The 15,628-nt window shown below is 60.6% G+C and carries 18 protein-coding genes; 15 read left to right on the top strand and 3 right to left on the bottom strand.

What is annotated here, in order from left to right:
* The first annotated feature begins 24 nt into the window (after positions 1-24).
* From hslU to CRO59_RS09145, 6 genes are all read left to right on the top strand, one after another.
* Positions 25-1,362, top strand: coding sequence for an ATP-dependent protease ATPase subunit HslU (hslU, locus tag CRO59_RS09170; protein WP_007968354.1), 1,338 nt, complete (start codon positions 25-27; stop codon positions 1,360-1,362).
* 143 nt (positions 1,363-1,505) lie between these two features.
* The gene (locus tag CRO59_RS09165) at positions 1,506-1,877 is read left to right on the top strand and encodes a gamma-butyrobetaine hydroxylase-like domain-containing protein (RefSeq protein WP_177408978.1); all 372 of its coding nucleotides are present in this window, start codon (positions 1,506-1,508) and stop codon (positions 1,875-1,877) included.
* Positions 1,878-2,134: 257 nt separating this feature from the next.
* Entirely contained in the window at positions 2,135-3,814 is a 1,680-nt protein-coding gene (gene phaC / locus CRO59_RS09160) for a class II poly(R)-hydroxyalkanoic acid synthase (protein WP_047600835.1), read from the top strand.
* A gap of 152 nt (positions 3,815-3,966) precedes the next feature.
* Positions 3,967-4,821, top strand: coding sequence for a poly(3-hydroxyalkanoate) depolymerase (gene phaZ / locus CRO59_RS09155; protein WP_027611303.1), 855 nt, complete (start codon positions 3,967-3,969; stop codon positions 4,819-4,821).
* Between the two features lie 139 nt (positions 4,822-4,960).
* Positions 4,961-6,643, top strand: a complete 1,683-nt coding sequence (gene phaC, locus CRO59_RS09150; RefSeq protein WP_003220865.1) for a class II poly(R)-hydroxyalkanoic acid synthase — start codon at positions 4,961-4,963, stop codon at positions 6,641-6,643.
* Positions 6,644-6,673: 30 nt separating this feature from the next.
* Positions 6,674-7,291, top strand: a complete 618-nt coding sequence (locus CRO59_RS09145; protein ID WP_097087013.1) for a TetR/AcrR family transcriptional regulator — start codon at positions 6,674-6,676, stop codon at positions 7,289-7,291.
* A 164-nt stretch (positions 7,292-7,455) separates the two neighbouring features.
* Here CRO59_RS09145 and CRO59_RS09140 read toward each other — a convergent pair whose 3' ends face one another.
* From CRO59_RS09140 to CRO59_RS09130, 3 genes are all read right to left on the bottom strand, one after another.
* Entirely contained in the window at positions 7,456-8,328 is an 873-nt protein-coding gene (locus tag CRO59_RS09140) for a phasin family protein (protein WP_097087010.1), read from the bottom strand.
* A gap of 10 nt (positions 8,329-8,338) precedes the next feature.
* A complete protein-coding gene (locus CRO59_RS09135) occupies positions 8,339-8,761 on the bottom strand; it encodes a phasin family protein (RefSeq protein WP_097087009.1) in 423 nt (140 codons plus the stop codon).
* 249 nt (positions 8,762-9,010) lie between these two features.
* Positions 9,011-9,286: a polyhydroxyalkanoic acid system family protein gene (locus CRO59_RS09130; protein ID WP_003220859.1), complete on the bottom strand. Its 276-nt coding sequence runs from the start codon at positions 9,284-9,286 to the stop codon at positions 9,011-9,013.
* A 154-nt stretch (positions 9,287-9,440) separates the two neighbouring features.
* On the opposite strand from CRO59_RS09130, the gene ubiE reads away from it, so the two are divergent.
* The 9 genes from ubiE (at position 9,441) to CRO59_RS09085 (ending at position 15,501) form a co-directional block, all read left to right on the top strand.
* Positions 9,441-10,211, top strand: coding sequence for a bifunctional demethylmenaquinone methyltransferase/2-methoxy-6-polyprenyl-1,4-benzoquinol methylase UbiE (gene ubiE, locus CRO59_RS09125; RefSeq protein ID WP_007961779.1), 771 nt, complete (start codon positions 9,441-9,443; stop codon positions 10,209-10,211).
* Positions 10,211-10,834 (top strand): SCP2 domain-containing protein, encoded by a 624-nt coding sequence (locus tag CRO59_RS09120; protein ID WP_003220855.1) that lies wholly within the window; start codon positions 10,211-10,213, stop codon positions 10,832-10,834. The genes ubiE and CRO59_RS09120 overlap by 1 nt, the downstream gene beginning before the upstream one ends.
* Positions 10,831-12,435, top strand: coding sequence for a ubiquinone biosynthesis regulatory protein kinase UbiB (gene ubiB, locus CRO59_RS09115; protein ID WP_097087007.1), 1,605 nt, complete (start codon positions 10,831-10,833; stop codon positions 12,433-12,435). The genes CRO59_RS09120 and ubiB overlap by 4 nt, the downstream gene beginning before the upstream one ends.
* 80 nt (positions 12,436-12,515) lie before the next feature.
* Entirely contained in the window at positions 12,516-12,917 is a 402-nt protein-coding gene (hisI, locus tag CRO59_RS09110; protein WP_003220851.1) for a phosphoribosyl-AMP cyclohydrolase, read from the top strand.
* Positions 12,910-13,242 carry a phosphoribosyl-ATP diphosphatase gene (locus tag CRO59_RS09105; protein ID WP_007909355.1) on the top strand — a complete coding sequence of 111 codons (333 nt, stop codon included), beginning with the start codon at positions 12,910-12,912 and terminating at the stop codon, positions 13,240-13,242. The genes hisI and CRO59_RS09105 overlap by 8 nt, the downstream gene beginning before the upstream one ends.
* Before the next feature lie 25 nt (positions 13,243-13,267).
* Entirely contained in the window at positions 13,268-13,549 is a 282-nt protein-coding gene (locus tag CRO59_RS09100) for a twin-arginine translocase TatA/TatE family subunit (protein ID WP_003220847.1), read from the top strand.
* Between the two features lie 10 nt (positions 13,550-13,559).
* Entirely contained in the window at positions 13,560-14,009 is a 450-nt protein-coding gene (tatB, locus tag CRO59_RS09095; protein ID WP_097087004.1) for a Sec-independent protein translocase protein TatB, read from the top strand.
* Positions 14,006-14,797: a twin-arginine translocase subunit TatC gene (tatC, locus tag CRO59_RS09090; RefSeq protein WP_027611295.1), complete on the top strand. Its 792-nt coding sequence runs from the start codon at positions 14,006-14,008 to the stop codon at positions 14,795-14,797. The genes tatB and tatC overlap by 4 nt, the downstream gene beginning before the upstream one ends.
* Positions 14,794-15,501, top strand: coding sequence for a 16S rRNA (uracil(1498)-N(3))-methyltransferase (locus CRO59_RS09085; protein WP_097087002.1), 708 nt, complete (start codon positions 14,794-14,796; stop codon positions 15,499-15,501). The genes tatC and CRO59_RS09085 overlap by 4 nt, the downstream gene beginning before the upstream one ends.
* Positions 15,502-15,628 lie beyond the last annotated feature (127 nt).

Raw genomic sequence — 15,628 nt, 5'->3', positions numbered from 1 at the left:
TCTGCTTGAGGACCGTCAATTACTATGTCCATGACTCCCCGCGAAATCGTCCACGAACTCAACCGCCATATCATCGGCCAGGACGATGCTAAGCGCGCCGTCGCGATTGCCCTGCGCAACCGCTGGCGCCGCATGCAGCTGCCTGAAGAGCTGCGCGTTGAAGTGACCCCGAAAAACATCCTGATGATCGGCCCGACCGGCGTCGGTAAAACCGAGATCGCCCGTCGTCTGGCGAAACTGGCCAATGCGCCGTTCATCAAGGTCGAAGCGACCAAATTCACCGAAGTCGGCTACGTCGGCCGCGACGTCGAATCGATCATCCGTGATCTGGCCGACGCCGCGATCAAGATGCTCCGAGAGCAGGAAATGACCCGCGTGCGTCACCGTGCCGAAGACGCTGCCGAGGACCGTATCCTCGACGCACTGCTGCCGCCTGCACGCATGGGCTTCAGCAATGAAGAAGCACCGAGCAGCGATTCCAACACCCGTCAGTTGTTCCGCAAACGCCTGCGCGAAGGTCAGCTGGACGACAAGGAAATCGAGATCGAAGTCGCCGAAGTGGCCGGCATCGAAATCGCCACGCCGCCTGGCATGGAAGAAATGACCAGCCAGCTGCAGAACCTGTTCGCCAACATGGGCAAGGGCAAGAAGAAAGCTCGCAAGCTCAAGGTCAAAGAAGCGCTGAAACTGGTGCGCGACGAAGAGGCCGGGCGTCTGGTCAACGAAGAAGAGTTGAAGGCCAAGGCGCTGGAAGCGGTCGAGCAACACGGCATCGTGTTCATCGACGAAATCGACAAGGTCGCCAAGCGCGGCAATGTCGGCGGCGCCGACGTGTCCCGTGAAGGCGTACAGCGCGACCTGCTGCCGCTGATCGAGGGCTGCACCGTCAACACCAAGCTGGGCATGGTCAAGACCGACCACATCCTGTTCATCGCCTCCGGTGCGTTCCACCTGAGCAAGCCGAGCGATCTGGTGCCGGAGCTGCAGGGCCGTCTGCCGATCCGTGTCGAGCTCAAGGCGCTGAGCCCGGAAGACTTCGAGCGCATCCTCAGCGAGCCGCACGCTTCGCTCACCGAGCAATACTGCGCACTGCTGAAAACCGAAGGCCTGAACATCCAGTTCCAGCCGGAAGGCATCAAGCGTCTGGCGGAGATCGCCTGGCAGGTCAACGAAAAGACCGAGAACATCGGTGCCCGTCGTCTGCACACGCTGCTTGAGCGTCTGCTGGAAGAGGTATCGTTCAGCGCCGGCGACCTGGCTAGCGCGCATGACGACAAGCCGATCCTGATCGATGCTGCGTACGTCAACAGCCATCTGGGCGAATTGGCGCAGAACGAAGACCTGTCCCGTTATATCCTGTAGGTCACTCTTACAGATGTAATGGAACCGTGGGAGCGAGCCTGCTCGCGAAGACGGCAGTACATTCAACCGTTGCGTTGACTGAACCACCGCATTCGCGAGCAGGCTCGCTCCCACAAGGTTCCGCACAAGACGGAAACCTGCTCATGATCCCCACCGACATCAAACTGCACAAAGCCTCGAAAACCCTGACGCTCAAATACGCGTCCGGCGAGGAGTACACCCTGCCCGCCGAATTCCTGCGCGTGCATTCCCCTTCCGCCGAGGTCCAGGGCCACGGCAAACCGATCCTGCAATTCGGCAAGCTCAATGTCGGCCTCAGCGGCCTGGAACCGGCCGGTCAGTACGCACTGAAACTGACCTTCGACGACGGTCACGACAGCGGCTTGTTCACCTGGGATTATCTCTACGAGCTGGGGCGACGTCATGACGCACTCTGGGCCGATTATCTGGCCGAGCTCAAAGCGGCCGGGAAAACCCGCGATCCGGACCAGTCAATCGTCAAGCTGATGCTCTAGTCCGAGACTCTTGCTCTTTAGAGGGCATTTTCTAAATTCATCTGTTTGAATGCTCTGCTGTGTGGCCGAGGATCGGCCTGCTTGCGAAAAAAATTAAACTCGGGTAACCAATGGAGCTGGCAAGTTCCCTGCAGTGCTCTACGACTGTAAAGCAGCTATGCAGAATTAACGGTCACCCGAGCAGTAGTACCTGGCATTCGCTGTGGAACTGCACAGCAGAAAACGGGTACTCGTCTCAGGACAATGGAGCGTCGTAGATGAGTAACAAGAATAACGATGACCTGAAGTACCAAGCCTCGGAAAACACCCTGGGGCTTAATCCCGTCGTTGGGCTGCGCGGAAAGGATCTGCTGGCCTCTGCTCGAATGGTGCTGACCCAGGCCATCAAACAACCGATCCATAGCGTCAAGCACGTGACCCATTTCGGTCTTGAACTGAAGAATGTGCTGTTCGGCAAATCCGAACTGCAACCGGCCAGCGATGACCGTCGCTTCGCTGATCCGGCGTGGAGTCAGAACCCGCTCTACAAACGTTATCTGCAAACATACCTGGCGTGGCGCAAGGAGCTCCACTCCTGGATCGACGACAGCAGCCTGTCACCCAAAGACATCGCACGCGGCCACTTCGTGATCAACCTGATGACCGAAGCCATGGCCCCGACCAACACCGCCGCCAACCCGGCGGCGGTCAAACGCTTCTTCGAGACAGGCGGCAAAAGCCTGCTCGATGGCCTCTCGCATCTGGCCAAGGATCTGGTGCACAACGGCGGCATGCCGAGCCAGGTCAACATGGGCGCGTTCGAGGTCGGCAAGAGCCTTGGTGTGACCGAAGGCGCGGTGGTGTTTCGCAACGACGTGCTGGAGCTGATCCAGTACAAGCCGATCACCGAGCAAGTCCACGAGCGTCCACTGCTCGTGGTGCCGCCACAGATCAACAAGTTCTATGTTTTCGACCTGAGCCCGGACAAGAGTCTCGCGCGCTTCTGCCTGCGTAATAACGTGCAGACTTTCATCGTCAGCTGGCGCAACCCGACCAAGGCCCAGCGCGAGTGGGGCCTGTCGACCTACATCGATGCGCTGAAAGAAGCAGTCGACGTGGTCACCGCCATCACCGGCAGCAAAGACGTGAACATGCTCGGCGCCTGCTCCGGCGGCATCACCTGCACCGCCCTGCTCGGCCACTATGCCGCCCTCGGCGAAAACAAGGTCAACGCCCTGACCCTGCTGGTCAGCGTGCTCGACACCACCCTGGACAGCGACGTCGCCCTGTTCGTCGACGAGCAGACCCTCGAGACCGCCAAACGCCACTCGTATCAGGCCGGCGTGCTCGAAGGCAAAGACATGGCCAAGGTCTTCGCGTGGATGCGCCCCAACGACCTGATCTGGAACTACTGGGTCAACAACTATCTGCTCGGTAACGAGCCGCCGGTGTTCGACATCCTGTTCTGGAACAACGACACCACCCGGTTGCCGGCCGCGTTCCACGGCGACCTGATCGAGATGTTCAAAAACAACCCACTGATCCGCCCCAATGCACTGGAAGTGTGCGGTACGCCAATCGACCTCAAGCAGGTCACCGCCGACATCTTCTCGCTGGCCGGCACCAACGACCACATCACCCCGTGGAAGTCCTGCTACAAGTCGGCGCAGCTATTTGGCGGCAAGGTCGAGTTCGTGCTGTCGAGCAGCGGGCACATCCAGAGCATCCTGAACCCGCCGGGCAACCCGAAATCGCGCTACATGACCAGCGAAGGCATGGCCGCCAATGCCGACGAATGGCAAGAGAACTCGACCAAGCACACCGATTCCTGGTGGCTGTACTGGCAGGCGTGGCAGGCCGAGCGCTCGGGTAATCTGAAAAAAGCACCAACCAAACTCGGCAACAAGGCGTACGCGCCAGGTGAAGCATCGCCGGGCACATATGTTCACGAGCGGTAACTGACACCACCCTGTCATTGTGGGAGCGAGCCTGCTCGCGAAAGCGGTCATGCAATCAACATTGATGCTGGCTGACACGACGCCTTCGCGAGCAAGCCCGCTCCCACAAGGGATTGGAGGTGATATTGAGATTGACCCACAGGGCCTGAAGCATGCCGCAACCGTTCATTTTCCGTACCGTCGATCTGGATGGGCAGACCCTCCGCACCGCGGTACGCCCCGGCAAGCCTCATTTGACGCCCTTGCTGATTTTCAACGGCATCGGCGCCAACCTGGAGCTGGTGTTTCCGTTTGTCGCGGCGCTGGACCCGGATCTGGAAGTGATCGCCTTCGACGTGCCCGGTGTCGGCGGCTCGTCGACGCCCAACCGGCCTTATCGCTTTCCCGGGCTGGCGAAGCTGACGGCGCGGATGCTCGACTACCTCGACTACGGCCAGGTCAATGTGATCGGCGTGTCGTGGGGCGGCGCGCTGGCGCAGCAATTCGCCCACGACTACCCCGAACGCTGCAAGAAACTGGTGCTGGCGGCGACCGCGGCCGGCGCCTTCATGGTGCCGGGCAAGCCGAAAGTGCTGTGGATGATGGCCAGCCCACGCCGTTACATCCAGCCATCGCACGTGATCCGCATTGCGCCGTTGATCTACGGCGGCTCGTTCCGCCGCGACCCGACGCTGGCCGCCAGCCATGCGGCGAAAGTGCGTTCGGCGGGCAAGCTCGGTTACTACTGGCAGCTGTTCGCCGGCCTCGGCTGGACCAGCATTCACTGGCTGCACAAGATCCATCAGCCGACCCTGGTGCTGGCCGGCGACGACGATCCACTGATCCCGCTGATCAACATGCGCATGCTCGCCTGGCGGATTCCCAACGCCCAACTGCACATCATCGACGACGGTCATCTGTTCCTGATCACCCGCGCCGAAGCCGTGGCGCCGATCATCATGAAATTCCTTGAGGAGGAACGGCAGCGCGCCGTGATGCACCCGCACCCGACCCCGCTGGGCGGATAAATCACGGCGGCAGGCATTATGCAAGGTTTTGAACAAAGTGCGCGGCAGGACGCCGCGCAGGCAGCAACCCGTAACAGCGACTATGGTGTTCTGGTTCGGTGAGTTTGTTTTTGACCTGAAGACGAAGGAGTGTTGAGTCATGCGCGACAAACCTGCGACGGGCGTAGTGCCCAGTCCCGCCGTGTTCATCAATGCACAAAGTGCAATGACCGGCCTGCGTGGGCGGGACCTGCTCTCGACCTTGCGCAGCGTCGCCGCCCACGGTCTGCGCAACCCGATTCACAGCGCGAAGCACGCCTTGAAACTCGGTGGCCAGCTCGGTCGCGTGCTGCTCGGTGAAACCCTGCACCCGACCAACCCGCAGGACGCGCGGTTCGCCGATCCGGCGTGGAGCCTCAATCCGTTCTACCGGCGCAGTCTGCAGGCGTATCTGGCCTGGCAGAAACAGGTCAAGAGCTGGATCGATGAAAGCAGCATGAGCGAGGACGATCGCGCTCGCGCGCACTTCGCGTTCACCCTGCTCAACGATGCCGTCGCGCCCTCCAATACCTTGCTCAATCCGTTGGCGGTCAAGGAGCTGTTCAATTCCGGCGGCCAGAGTCTGGTGCGCGGCCTGAGCCATCTGTTTGATGATCTGCTGCACAACGATGGCCTGCCACGCCAGGTTACCAAGCAGGCGTTCGAGGTCGGCAAGACCGTCGCCACCACCACCGGTGCGGTGGTGTTTCGCAACGAGCTGCTGGAGCTGATCCAGTACAAGCCGATGAGCGAAAAACAGTACGCCAAGCCGTTGCTGGTGGTGCCGCCGCAAATCAACAAGTACTACATTTTCGACCTCAGCCCGCAGAACAGCTTTGTCCAGTACGCGCTGAAAAACGGCCTGCAGACCTTCATGATCAGTTGGCGCAACCCGGACGTACGCCACCGGGAATGGGGCCTCTCGACCTACGTCGAAGCGGTGGAAGAAGCGATGAACATCTGCCGGGCGATCACCGGCGCGCGCGAGGTGAATCTGATGGGTGCCTGCGCCGGTGGCCTGACCATCGCCGCGCTGCAGGGTCATCTGCAGGCGAAACGGCAACTGCGACGGATCTCCAGTGCGACCTATCTGGTCAGCCTGCTCGACAGTGAGATCGAAACCCCGACCACGCTGTTCGCCGACGAACAGACCATCGAAGCGGCCAAACGCCGCTCCTACCAGCGAGGCGTGCTCGACGGTCGCGACATGGCCAAGGTGTTCGCCTGGATGCGGCCCAACGATTTGATCTGGAGCTACTTCGTCAATAACTACCTGCTCGGCAAAGAGCCGCCGGCCTTCGACATTCTCTACTGGAACAACGATAACACTCGCCTGCCCGCCGCGTTCCACGGCGACCTGCTGGACTTCTTCAAGCACAACCCGCTGACCCACCCGGGCGGGCTGGAAGTCTGCGGTACGCCGATCGATCTGCAGAAAGTCACCGTCGACAGCTTCAGCGTGGCCGGCATGAACGACCACATCACGCCGTGGGACGCGGTGTACCGCTCGACCCTGCTGCTCGGTGGCGAGCGGCGTTTCGTACTGTCCAACAGTGGGCACGTGCAGAGCATCCTCAACCCGCCGAGCAACCCGAAAGCCAATTACGTCGAGAACGGCAAGCTGAGCAGCGATCCGCGCGCCTGGTACTACGACGCCAAGCGCGTCGACGGCAGTTGGTGGCCGCAGTGGCTGGAGTGGATTCAGCAGCGCTCCGGCACGCAGCACGAAACCACGTTTACCCTCGGCAACCCGAACTATCCACCGATGGAGGCAGCACCCGGCACCTACGTGCATGTGCGCTGACGCTTAACCAAACTTTTCTAAGAAGACTGGATGAAAACCCGCGACCGGATTCTCGAATGTGCTCTGCAACTGTTCAACGAAAAGGGTGAGCCCAACGTCTCCACCATGGAAGTTGCCAACGAAATGGGGATCAGCCCCGGCAACCTCTACTACCACTTCCACGGCAAGGAGCCGTTGATTCTCGGCCTGTTCGAACGCTTCCAGAACGAACTGGCGCCGCTGCTCGATCCGCCATCGGATGCCGAGCTGGCGCCGGAGGATTACTGGCTGTTTCTGCACCTGATCGTCGAGCGCCTGGCGCAGTACCGGTTTCTGTTCCAGGACCTGTCGAACCTCGCCGGGCGCCTGCCGAAACTGGCCAAGGGCATCCGCAACCTGCTCAACGCGCTCAAGCGTACGCTGGCGTCCTTGCTGGCGCGGTTGAAGGCTTCGGGGCAACTGGTCAGTGATACCCAGGCGTTGGGGCAACTGGTGGAGCAGATCACCCTGACCCTGCTGTTCTCGCTGGACTATCAGCGGATTCTCGATCGCGAGGGTGAGGTCAAACTGGTGGTGTACCAGATCATGATGCTGGTGGCACCGCATCTGCTGCCGCCGGTGAAAGTCGCTACTGAACGGATGGCCCTGCAGTATCTCGAAGATCATTAACGTCAAAAGATCGCAGCCTGCGGCAGCTCCTACATTGACCATGTTCGCCACCCATTTTTCGCTTTGGCAACGATTCTGTAGGAGCTGCCGCAGGCTGCGATCTTTTGATCTTCAAAAAAACGCCCGACCTTCACAGGCCGGGCGTTTTGTTTTGCCCTGAAAAATCAGGACTGACTGGTTGGCGTCGACGGGGTCGATGCAGCAGTCGGGGTGGCTACCGGAGTCGGTGCAGCGGCGGAGTTTGACGCGCTGGCCGGGGTTGCCGGGGTGGCTGGCTTGGCTGCTGCGGGTGCAGCTGGCTTCGGCGCAGCGGCCTTCGGCGCGGCCGGTTTTTTCACTGCCGGTTTTTTCGCCGCAGCCGGTTTGGCCGCAGGTTTGGCAGCCGGTTTCGCGGCAGCGGTTTTCGCTGCTGGCTTGGCGGCTGGTTTGGCCGCGGACTTGGCCGCAGGTTTCGCAGCCGCTTTGGCAGCGGCCGTTTTAGCAGCAGGCTTGGCGGCAGCGGTTTTTGCCGCGGGCTTGGCCGCAGCTTTGGCAGCTGGTTTCGCAGCCGCTTTAGCCAGTGGCTTCGCGGCGGTTTTGGCTGCCGGTTTGGCCGCTGCGGTTTTCGCCGCGACCGGTTGGGTTTTCAGACCGGTGAGTTTCTCGATCTGCTTGGTCAAGGTCTCGACCTTGCTGTGCAGCGCTTTGACTTCATTGCGGCTAGGCACACCCAGGCGCGAAATCGCGCTGTTCAGGCGCTTGTCGAAAGCCCCTTCCAGCTCGTCCCACTTGCCCAGTGCGCGATCTTTCACGCCGCTGATGCGCGACTTGGCCGAAGAAGCGGAATCCTTGGCGGCATCGACTTTCTTGCCGACTGCCGACTTGGTGAGCTTCTCGGCTTTCTCGCCGTCTTTGACCAGTGACTCGAAGAGCTTGCTGCCGTCAGTGTCGATCTTCGAGTACACGCCTAAACCAGCCAGCCAGATTTTGCGGGAGTAGTCTTCGACTTTCCCAATCCACGAGCTGCCTTCTTTATCGGTGTTCTTTTTACCAGCCATCCCGTTCTCCTTAAGATTTACGCGCGACGCGTTCGAGCAATGCCGTCAGCTCATCGAGCTTAGCAGAGAGTGTCTCAACGTCATGTTTAGACGGAATGCCGATACGATTCAAGGCGCTTGCTACACGGGAGTCGAACGCCTTCTCGACCTTGTCGAGCTGAACTTCGACGCGACCTTTGAACGAGCTGACTTCATCCCTGGCTTCGTCGATCTCGGCGTTGGCGGCTTCGAGTTTTTCGGTGACGGCTTTTTTGCCTTTCTTTTCAACAGTTTGACCAGCCTTGATCAACTCTTGAAAGTAGTCGCTACCTTCCTGGCCGACCTTGGTGTAGGCACCCAGGCCTGCCAGCCAGATCTTGCGGGCATAGGATTTGACGTCGCTCAGAGCAGAAGTCGAAGCGTCGATTTTTTTCTTCAGAATGACTTTGGCCATGGTGCACCTCACGCGCAGAAGGTTTGAGGAACTGCCCGCAAAAGTGTCGGGCTCAGGCACAAAGTAGGGAGAAAAATTAGAAACGGCACCCTAACAACTGACATAAACAGCGGGAGCACCACCAAACAAATGTGGGAGCGAGCCTGCTCGCGAATACGGTGTATCAGTCAATATTCGAGTCGACTGACACACCGCTTTCGCGAGCAGGCTCGCTCCCACAAGGGATCTCGGGTTACCGAAGAATCGCGATCAGACCAGCGCTTTATCCAAAGCCTTCTCGATCTCGGCTTTGATCATGCCGCTCATGGCCGACATCATGATGCCCAGTTCCACGTCGACACGGATCGAGTCGTCGGCCACATGCACCGCGCCTTTCACGCCCGAGCGCTTGAGGTTCAGGGTGTCGCCCGACCACTGCGGCTCCAGGCCATATTGATCGGAGAGTTTCTGCGCCAGCTTGTCGGCCTTCTCGCGGGCGGCTTCCTTGCCCAGGCTGTGGGCACGCTCAACACTGATTTTGGCCATCGAATGACTCCTGCTTGATGAATAGGTGACGGTAAATCTTGACCGCGTCTGCGGCAAATCGTCCCGAAGGTCGCCCATCTTACCTTTAGCCATTCCAAGACAAAGCATGGCTTGGGGATTAGAATGTCGCGCATTCTCTTTTGGTGACAGCGATATGACTGATCAGCGCAAAGGCAGCGATGCCGAACCCACCACTCACTTCGGTTTCAAAAACGTTCCGGAAAGCCAGAAAGCGGAAAAAGTCGCTGAGGTGTTCCACTCCGTAGCCGCGAAGTACGACCTGATGAACGACCTTCTGTCGGGCGGCATGCACCGTCTGTGGAAGCGTTTCGCGATCGAACTGTCCGGTGTGCGTGCAGGCAACCGCGTGCTCGACATCGCCGGCGGCACCGGTGACCTGACCAAAAAATTCTCGCACCTGGTTGGCCCGACCGGTCAGGTGGTATTGGCCGACATCAACGAATCGATGCTCAAGGTCGGCCGTGACCGTCTGCTGGATCTGGGTGTGTCGGGCAACGTCGAATTCGTTCAGGCGGACGCGGAAAAACTGCCGTTCCCGGACAACCATTTCGACTGCGTGACCATCGCCTTCGGCCTGCGCAACGTGACGCACAAAGAAGACGCCCTGCGCTCGATGCTGCGCGTGCTCAAGCCCGGCGGCCGCCTGCTGGTGCTGGAGTTCTCCAAGCCGACCAACGCGCTGATGTCGAAAGCCTACGACGCCTACTCGTTCGCCTTCATGCCACTGATGGGCAAGCTGATCACCAACGACTCGGAAAGCTATCGCTACCTGGCCGAATCGATCCGCATGCACCCGAATCAGGAAACCCTGAAGTCGATGATGGTCGACGCCGGTTTCGACCGCGTGACCTATCACAACATGACCGCAGGCATCGTCGCCCTGCACCGCGGCATCAAGCCCTGATGTTGCTCACCGGGCTGCTTGCCAGCGTCGAACTCGGTCTGAACCGGGTGCTGCGTCTCGACAGCACGGCGCTGCCGCGGCTGGCGCATCTGACTGGCAAAGTGATTGCCGTCGATTGCCGCAGCCCGGCGCTGCAACTGTTCATCCTGCCCAGCGATGAGGGCCTGATGCTCGCCTCGCACTGGGAAACCGGTGTCGACTGCACGCTGCGCGCCCCGGCATCGAGCCTGGTGAAACTGGCCGTGAGCAAAGACAAGACCGCGGTGCTGCATGCCCCGGAAGTCGAGCTCGACGGTGACAGCGGCGTGCTGCTGGAACTGGCCGGCGTGCTGCAGGACCTCGAGCTGGACTGGGAGTACGAACTCTCGCGCTGGCTCGGCCCGGTCGCCACGCAACTGATTGGCGGTCACCTGCGCAGCCGCGCACGCTGGTATCAACAAGGATTTGCCAGCCTCAACCAGAACCTCGCCGAATACCTCGCCGAAGAATCGCGCACCCTCGTCGGGCAGCGCGAAGCCGAAGCGCGATTCAGCGAACTGGACCGGATCAAACTTGATCTGGAACGTCTCGAGGCGCGTTTCGAGCGCCTTTCCCGATCCCTCGACCCAAGCGATAACGCATGAAGCTGCTTGCCGTCCGCCGTCTGTTGCGCATCCAGCGCGTCGTGATCCGCTACCGCCTCGATGACCTGCTGTTCGAGCTGCCGCTGCCCTGGTTTCTCCTGGCGCTGCGCTATGTGCTGCCGTGGCGCTGGTTGCCGCGCAAGCAGTTGGAGCTGAGCCGTGGTGCGCGCCTGCGTCTGGCGCTGCAGGATCTGGGGCCGATTTTCATCAAGTTCGGGCAGATTCTCTCGACCCGCCGCGACCTGCTGCCGGAAGACATCGCCGATGAGCTGATGCTGCTGCAGGACCGCGTGCCACCGTTCGATTCGCAACTGTCGATCAAGCTGATCGAAGAACAGCTGGGCAAGAAGATCAGCGAAGTGTTCAGCCGTTTCGACGTCGAACCGCTGGCCTCGGCCTCGGTGGCGCAGGTGCATGCCGCGCAACTGAAAACCGGCGAAGAAGTGGTGGTCAAGGTGATCCGCCCGGGCCTGAAACCGGTGATTGCCCAGGATCTGGCGTGGCTGTTCATCCTCGCCCGCGCCGCTGAAAAAGTCTCCGCCGACGCCCGCCTGCTGCACCCGGTGGACGTGGTGCAGGATTACGAAAAAACCATCTACGACGAACTCGACCTGCTGCGCGAGGCGGCTAACGCCAGCCAGTTGAAGCGCAACTTCGAAGGCTCGCCGCTGCTCTACGTGCCGCAAGTCTATTGGGACTGGTGCCGGCCGAAAGTGCTGGTGATGGAGCGCATCTACGGGATTCAGGTGACGGATCTGGCGACCCTCGCCGACCAGCGCACCGACATGAAAATGCTCGCCGAGCGCGGCGTGGAGATCTTTTTCACCCAGGTGTTCCGCGACAGTTTCTTCCACGCCGACATGCACCCGGGCAACATCTTCGTCAGCACCGTCAATCCGTGGAGCCCGCAGTACATCGCGATCGACTGCGGCATCGTCGGCAGCCTGACCCCGGAAGACCAGGACTACCTGGCGCGCAACCTGTTCGCCTTCTTCAAGCGTGACTACCGCCGCGTGGCGCAATTGCACATCGATTCGGGCTGGGTGCCGGCGGAAACCAAGCTCAACGAATTCGAAGCAGCGATCCGCACCGTGTGCGAGCCGATCTTCGAAAAACCGTTAAAAGATATTTCATTTGGCCAGGTGCTGATGCGCCTGTTCCAGACCGCGCGGCGCTTCAACATGGAAGTGCAGCCGCAGTTGGTGCTGCTGCAAAAGACCCTGCTGAACATCGAAGGCCTTGGCCGTCAGCTGTACCCGGATCTGGATCTGTGGAACACCGCGCAGCCGTTCCTCGAGCGCTGGATGCGCGAGCGCGTCAGCCCGAAAGCCTTGCTCGGCAACGTGCAGAGCCAGTTCGAACAGCTGCCGCACCTGGCCAACATGGCTCGCGATCTGCTCGAACGCATGTCGCAACCGCACGCCTACGACCCGCCGCCACCGTGGCACAAACGCAAGGACGACTGGTTCCTGCGCCTGCTCGGTTGCGCGCATCTGGCCGGCGGCACGATCCTCGCCGCGGGTGGCCCGCTGCACGAACTGGGGCATTGGCCGGCGGGCATCATGGTGGCAGTCGGCTTGTATCTGGTCGTTCGCCGATAGCCAGTTCGCTGATCGGCTGGCACACTGTTTCAACGCCTGAACCTGACAATTGAAGTACGGGTTCGCTGTCGGAGTCGAAGATGAAAAACTGGCTGGACGAGATCAAGTGGGACGCAGATGGCCTGGTGCCGGCGATTGCCCAGGATCACAAGACCGGACGCGTGCTGATGATGGCCTGGATGAACCGCGAAGCGCTGGAACTGACCGCTGCGGAAAACCGTGCAATCTACTGGTCACGTTCCCGTGGCAAGCTGTGGCGCAAGGGCGAAGAGTCCGGCCACGTACAGACCCTGCATGAAATGCGCCTGGACTGTGATGCCGACGTGATCATCCTGATGGTCGAACAGATCGGCGACATCGCTTGCCATACCGGCCGTCAAAGCTGCTTTTACCGCGTCTACGAAAACGGCGACTGGAAAACGGTCGACCCGGTTCTGAAAGACCCGCACGCTATCTATTCCGCAGGACACAAACATGAGTGACACCTTGACTCGCCTGGCCGAAGTGCTCGAAGAGCGCAAAGGCGCAGCGGCCGACAGCTCATATGTAGCTAGTCTGTATCACAAAGGCCTGAACAAGATTCTGGAGAAAGTCGGCGAAGAGTCGGTCGAAACCATTATTGCCGCCAAGGACGCCGCCATCAGCGGTGACTGCAGCGATGTGATCTACGAGACTGCCGACCTGTGGTTCCACAGCATGGTCATGCTTGCCCAACTGGGGCAGCATCCGCAGGCCGTGCTGGATGAACTGGATCGTCGCTTCGGTCTGTCCGGACACGTCGAGAAAGCCTCGCGTCCGTCCGCCTGAACAATTTTTAGAGAGGAACAGCAACATGGGCATTTTTGACTGGAAACACTGGATCGTCATTCTGGTAGTCGTGGTGCTGGTGTTCGGCACCAAGAAACTGAAAAACCTCGGCACCGACGTCGGCGAGTCGATCAAGGGCTTTCGCAAAGCCATGAACGATGACGAAAAGCCGGCCGCCGATCCGACCGTGACGCCTGCGCAGCCAGTACCACCGGTGCAGCCGCAAGCCACCGCTCAGGCCAACCCGCCGCACACCATCGACGTGCAGGCGCAGAAAGTCGAAGAGCCGATCCGCAAAGACGTGTGAGCACTGACTAATGTTTGGTATCAGCTTCTCTGAACTGCTGCTCGTCGGCCTCGTCGCCCTGCTGGTGCTGGGCCCCGAGCGTCTGCCGGGCGCTGCGCGCACCGCCGGCCTGTGGGTCGGCCGGCTGAAGCGCAGCTTCAACGCGATCAAACAGGAAGTTGAACGTGAAATCGGTGCCGACGAGATCCGTCGGCAACTGCACAACGAGCACATCCTGTCGCTGGAGCAGGAGGCGCGGAAGATTTTCACGCCGGTTCAGCAGGAGCCTACGCCCGTGCAGCCAGTGGCAGAGCAGACGCCTGCGGCTCCCGTTGCGGAGCAGCCGGCGAGCGTCGAACACGTCTCTGCCGCAGCCGCTGAAGCTGCGCCGATCATGAAGCCTGTCGAACCCGTTGCACCTGCGGCTGCGCCTATTGCGCCAGCTCCTCACGACACCACTCTGCCGCCGCGAGCCCCATGAGCGATCTCCCCGAAAACGACCAGCACATGCCGCTGGTATCGCACCTCACCGAGTTGCGCACCCGCCTGCTGCGTTGTGTGGCGGCGGTGTTCATCATCTTCGCCGGGTTGTTCGCGTTCACCCAGCAGATCTACACCTTCGTCTCGACGCCGCTGCGCCAGTACCTGCCGGTCGGCGCGACGATGATCGCCACGGATGTGTCGTCGCCGTTCCTGACGCCACTGAAGCTGACGATGATGGTCTCGCTGTTCCTCGCGATTCCGGTGATCCTGCATCAGATCTGGGGCTTCATCGCGCCGGGCCTGTACAAGCATGAGAAGCGCATCGCCGTGCCGCTGCTGGTGTCCAGCATCCTGCTGTTCTACACCGGCATGGCGTTCGCCTATTACTTCGTGTTCCCGCTGATCTTCAAGTTTTTCGCCGCCGCCACCCCGGCCGGCGTGGAAATGATGACCGACATCACCAGTTACCTCGACTTCGTGATGACGCTGTTCTTCGCCTTTGGCGTCGCGTTCGAAATTCCGGTGGCCGTGGTGCTGCTGGTGTGGATCGGCGTGGTCGACGTCAAATACCTGAAGAAGATCCGCCCGTACGTGATCATCGGCTGCTTCGTGGTCGGCATGATCCTCACCCCGCCGGACATCTTCTCGCAGACCCTGCTGGCGGTACCGATGTGGATGCTGTTTGAAATCGGCATTCTGTTCGGCGGCCTGATCAGCAAGCGCGAACGCCCGGACGAAACACCGGCCGACGATCACAACGACCAGCCGCCAGCGACCCAGGCATGAACCTGCTGTTGCTCGAAGAGGCCGACTTCATCGCGGCCGACCGCGTCGTGCTGCGTGACCGGCGCCTGACCCACATGCAGGAAGTGCACCACTCGGAAGTCGGTGACAGCCTGCGCGTGGGACGGATCAATGGCTTGATGGGCTCGGCTGAGCTGCTGCGCCTTGAGGCCGGTGAAGCCGAGTTGCGTGTCACCCTCGATCAATCACCACCGGCCAAGCTGCCATTGACGCTGGTATTGGCCCTGCCCCGCCCGAAAATGCTGCGACGGGTGTTCCAGACCGTGGCGACCATGGGCGTGTCGAAGGTGATTCTGCTCAACAGCTACCGGGTCGAGAAGAGCTTCTGGCAGACGCCGTTTCTCGAGCCGGAAGCGATTCGCGAGAATCTGATTCTCGGCCTCGAACAGGCCCGCGATACCGTGCTGCCGGAAGTCATCATCGAGAAGCGCTTCAAACCGTTCGTCGAAGATCGTCTGCCAGCGATCAGCGAAGGCACCCTCGGCCTGGTCGGCCATCCCGGCAATTACCCGCCGTGCCCACGTGCGTTGAGCGAACCGGTGACCCTGGCGATCGGCCCCGAAGGTGGCTGGATTCCCTACGAAATCGACCTGCTGGGCAAATCCGGCCTGCAACCGGTGCAACTGGGCGAGCGCATCCTGCGCGTCGAAACCGCCGTCACCGCCCTGCTCGCCCGCCTGTTCTGACACACCGCTCCCCCTGTAGGAGCTGCCGCAGGCTGCGATCTTTTGATTTTGTTTTTTAACAGCAAGATCAAAAGATCGCAGCCTCGTTGCACTCGTCAGCTCCTACAGGAATCCGGGGTTGGCATTC

It is taken from the genome of Pseudomonas sp. LAMO17WK12:I5, assembly GCF_900215165.1.
GTDB lineage: Bacteria > Pseudomonadota > Gammaproteobacteria > Pseudomonadales > Pseudomonadaceae > Aquipseudomonas > Aquipseudomonas putida_A.
The sequence above is the reverse complement of the archived record's forward strand: the minus strand, read 5'-3'. Positions and strand labels throughout refer to the sequence as shown.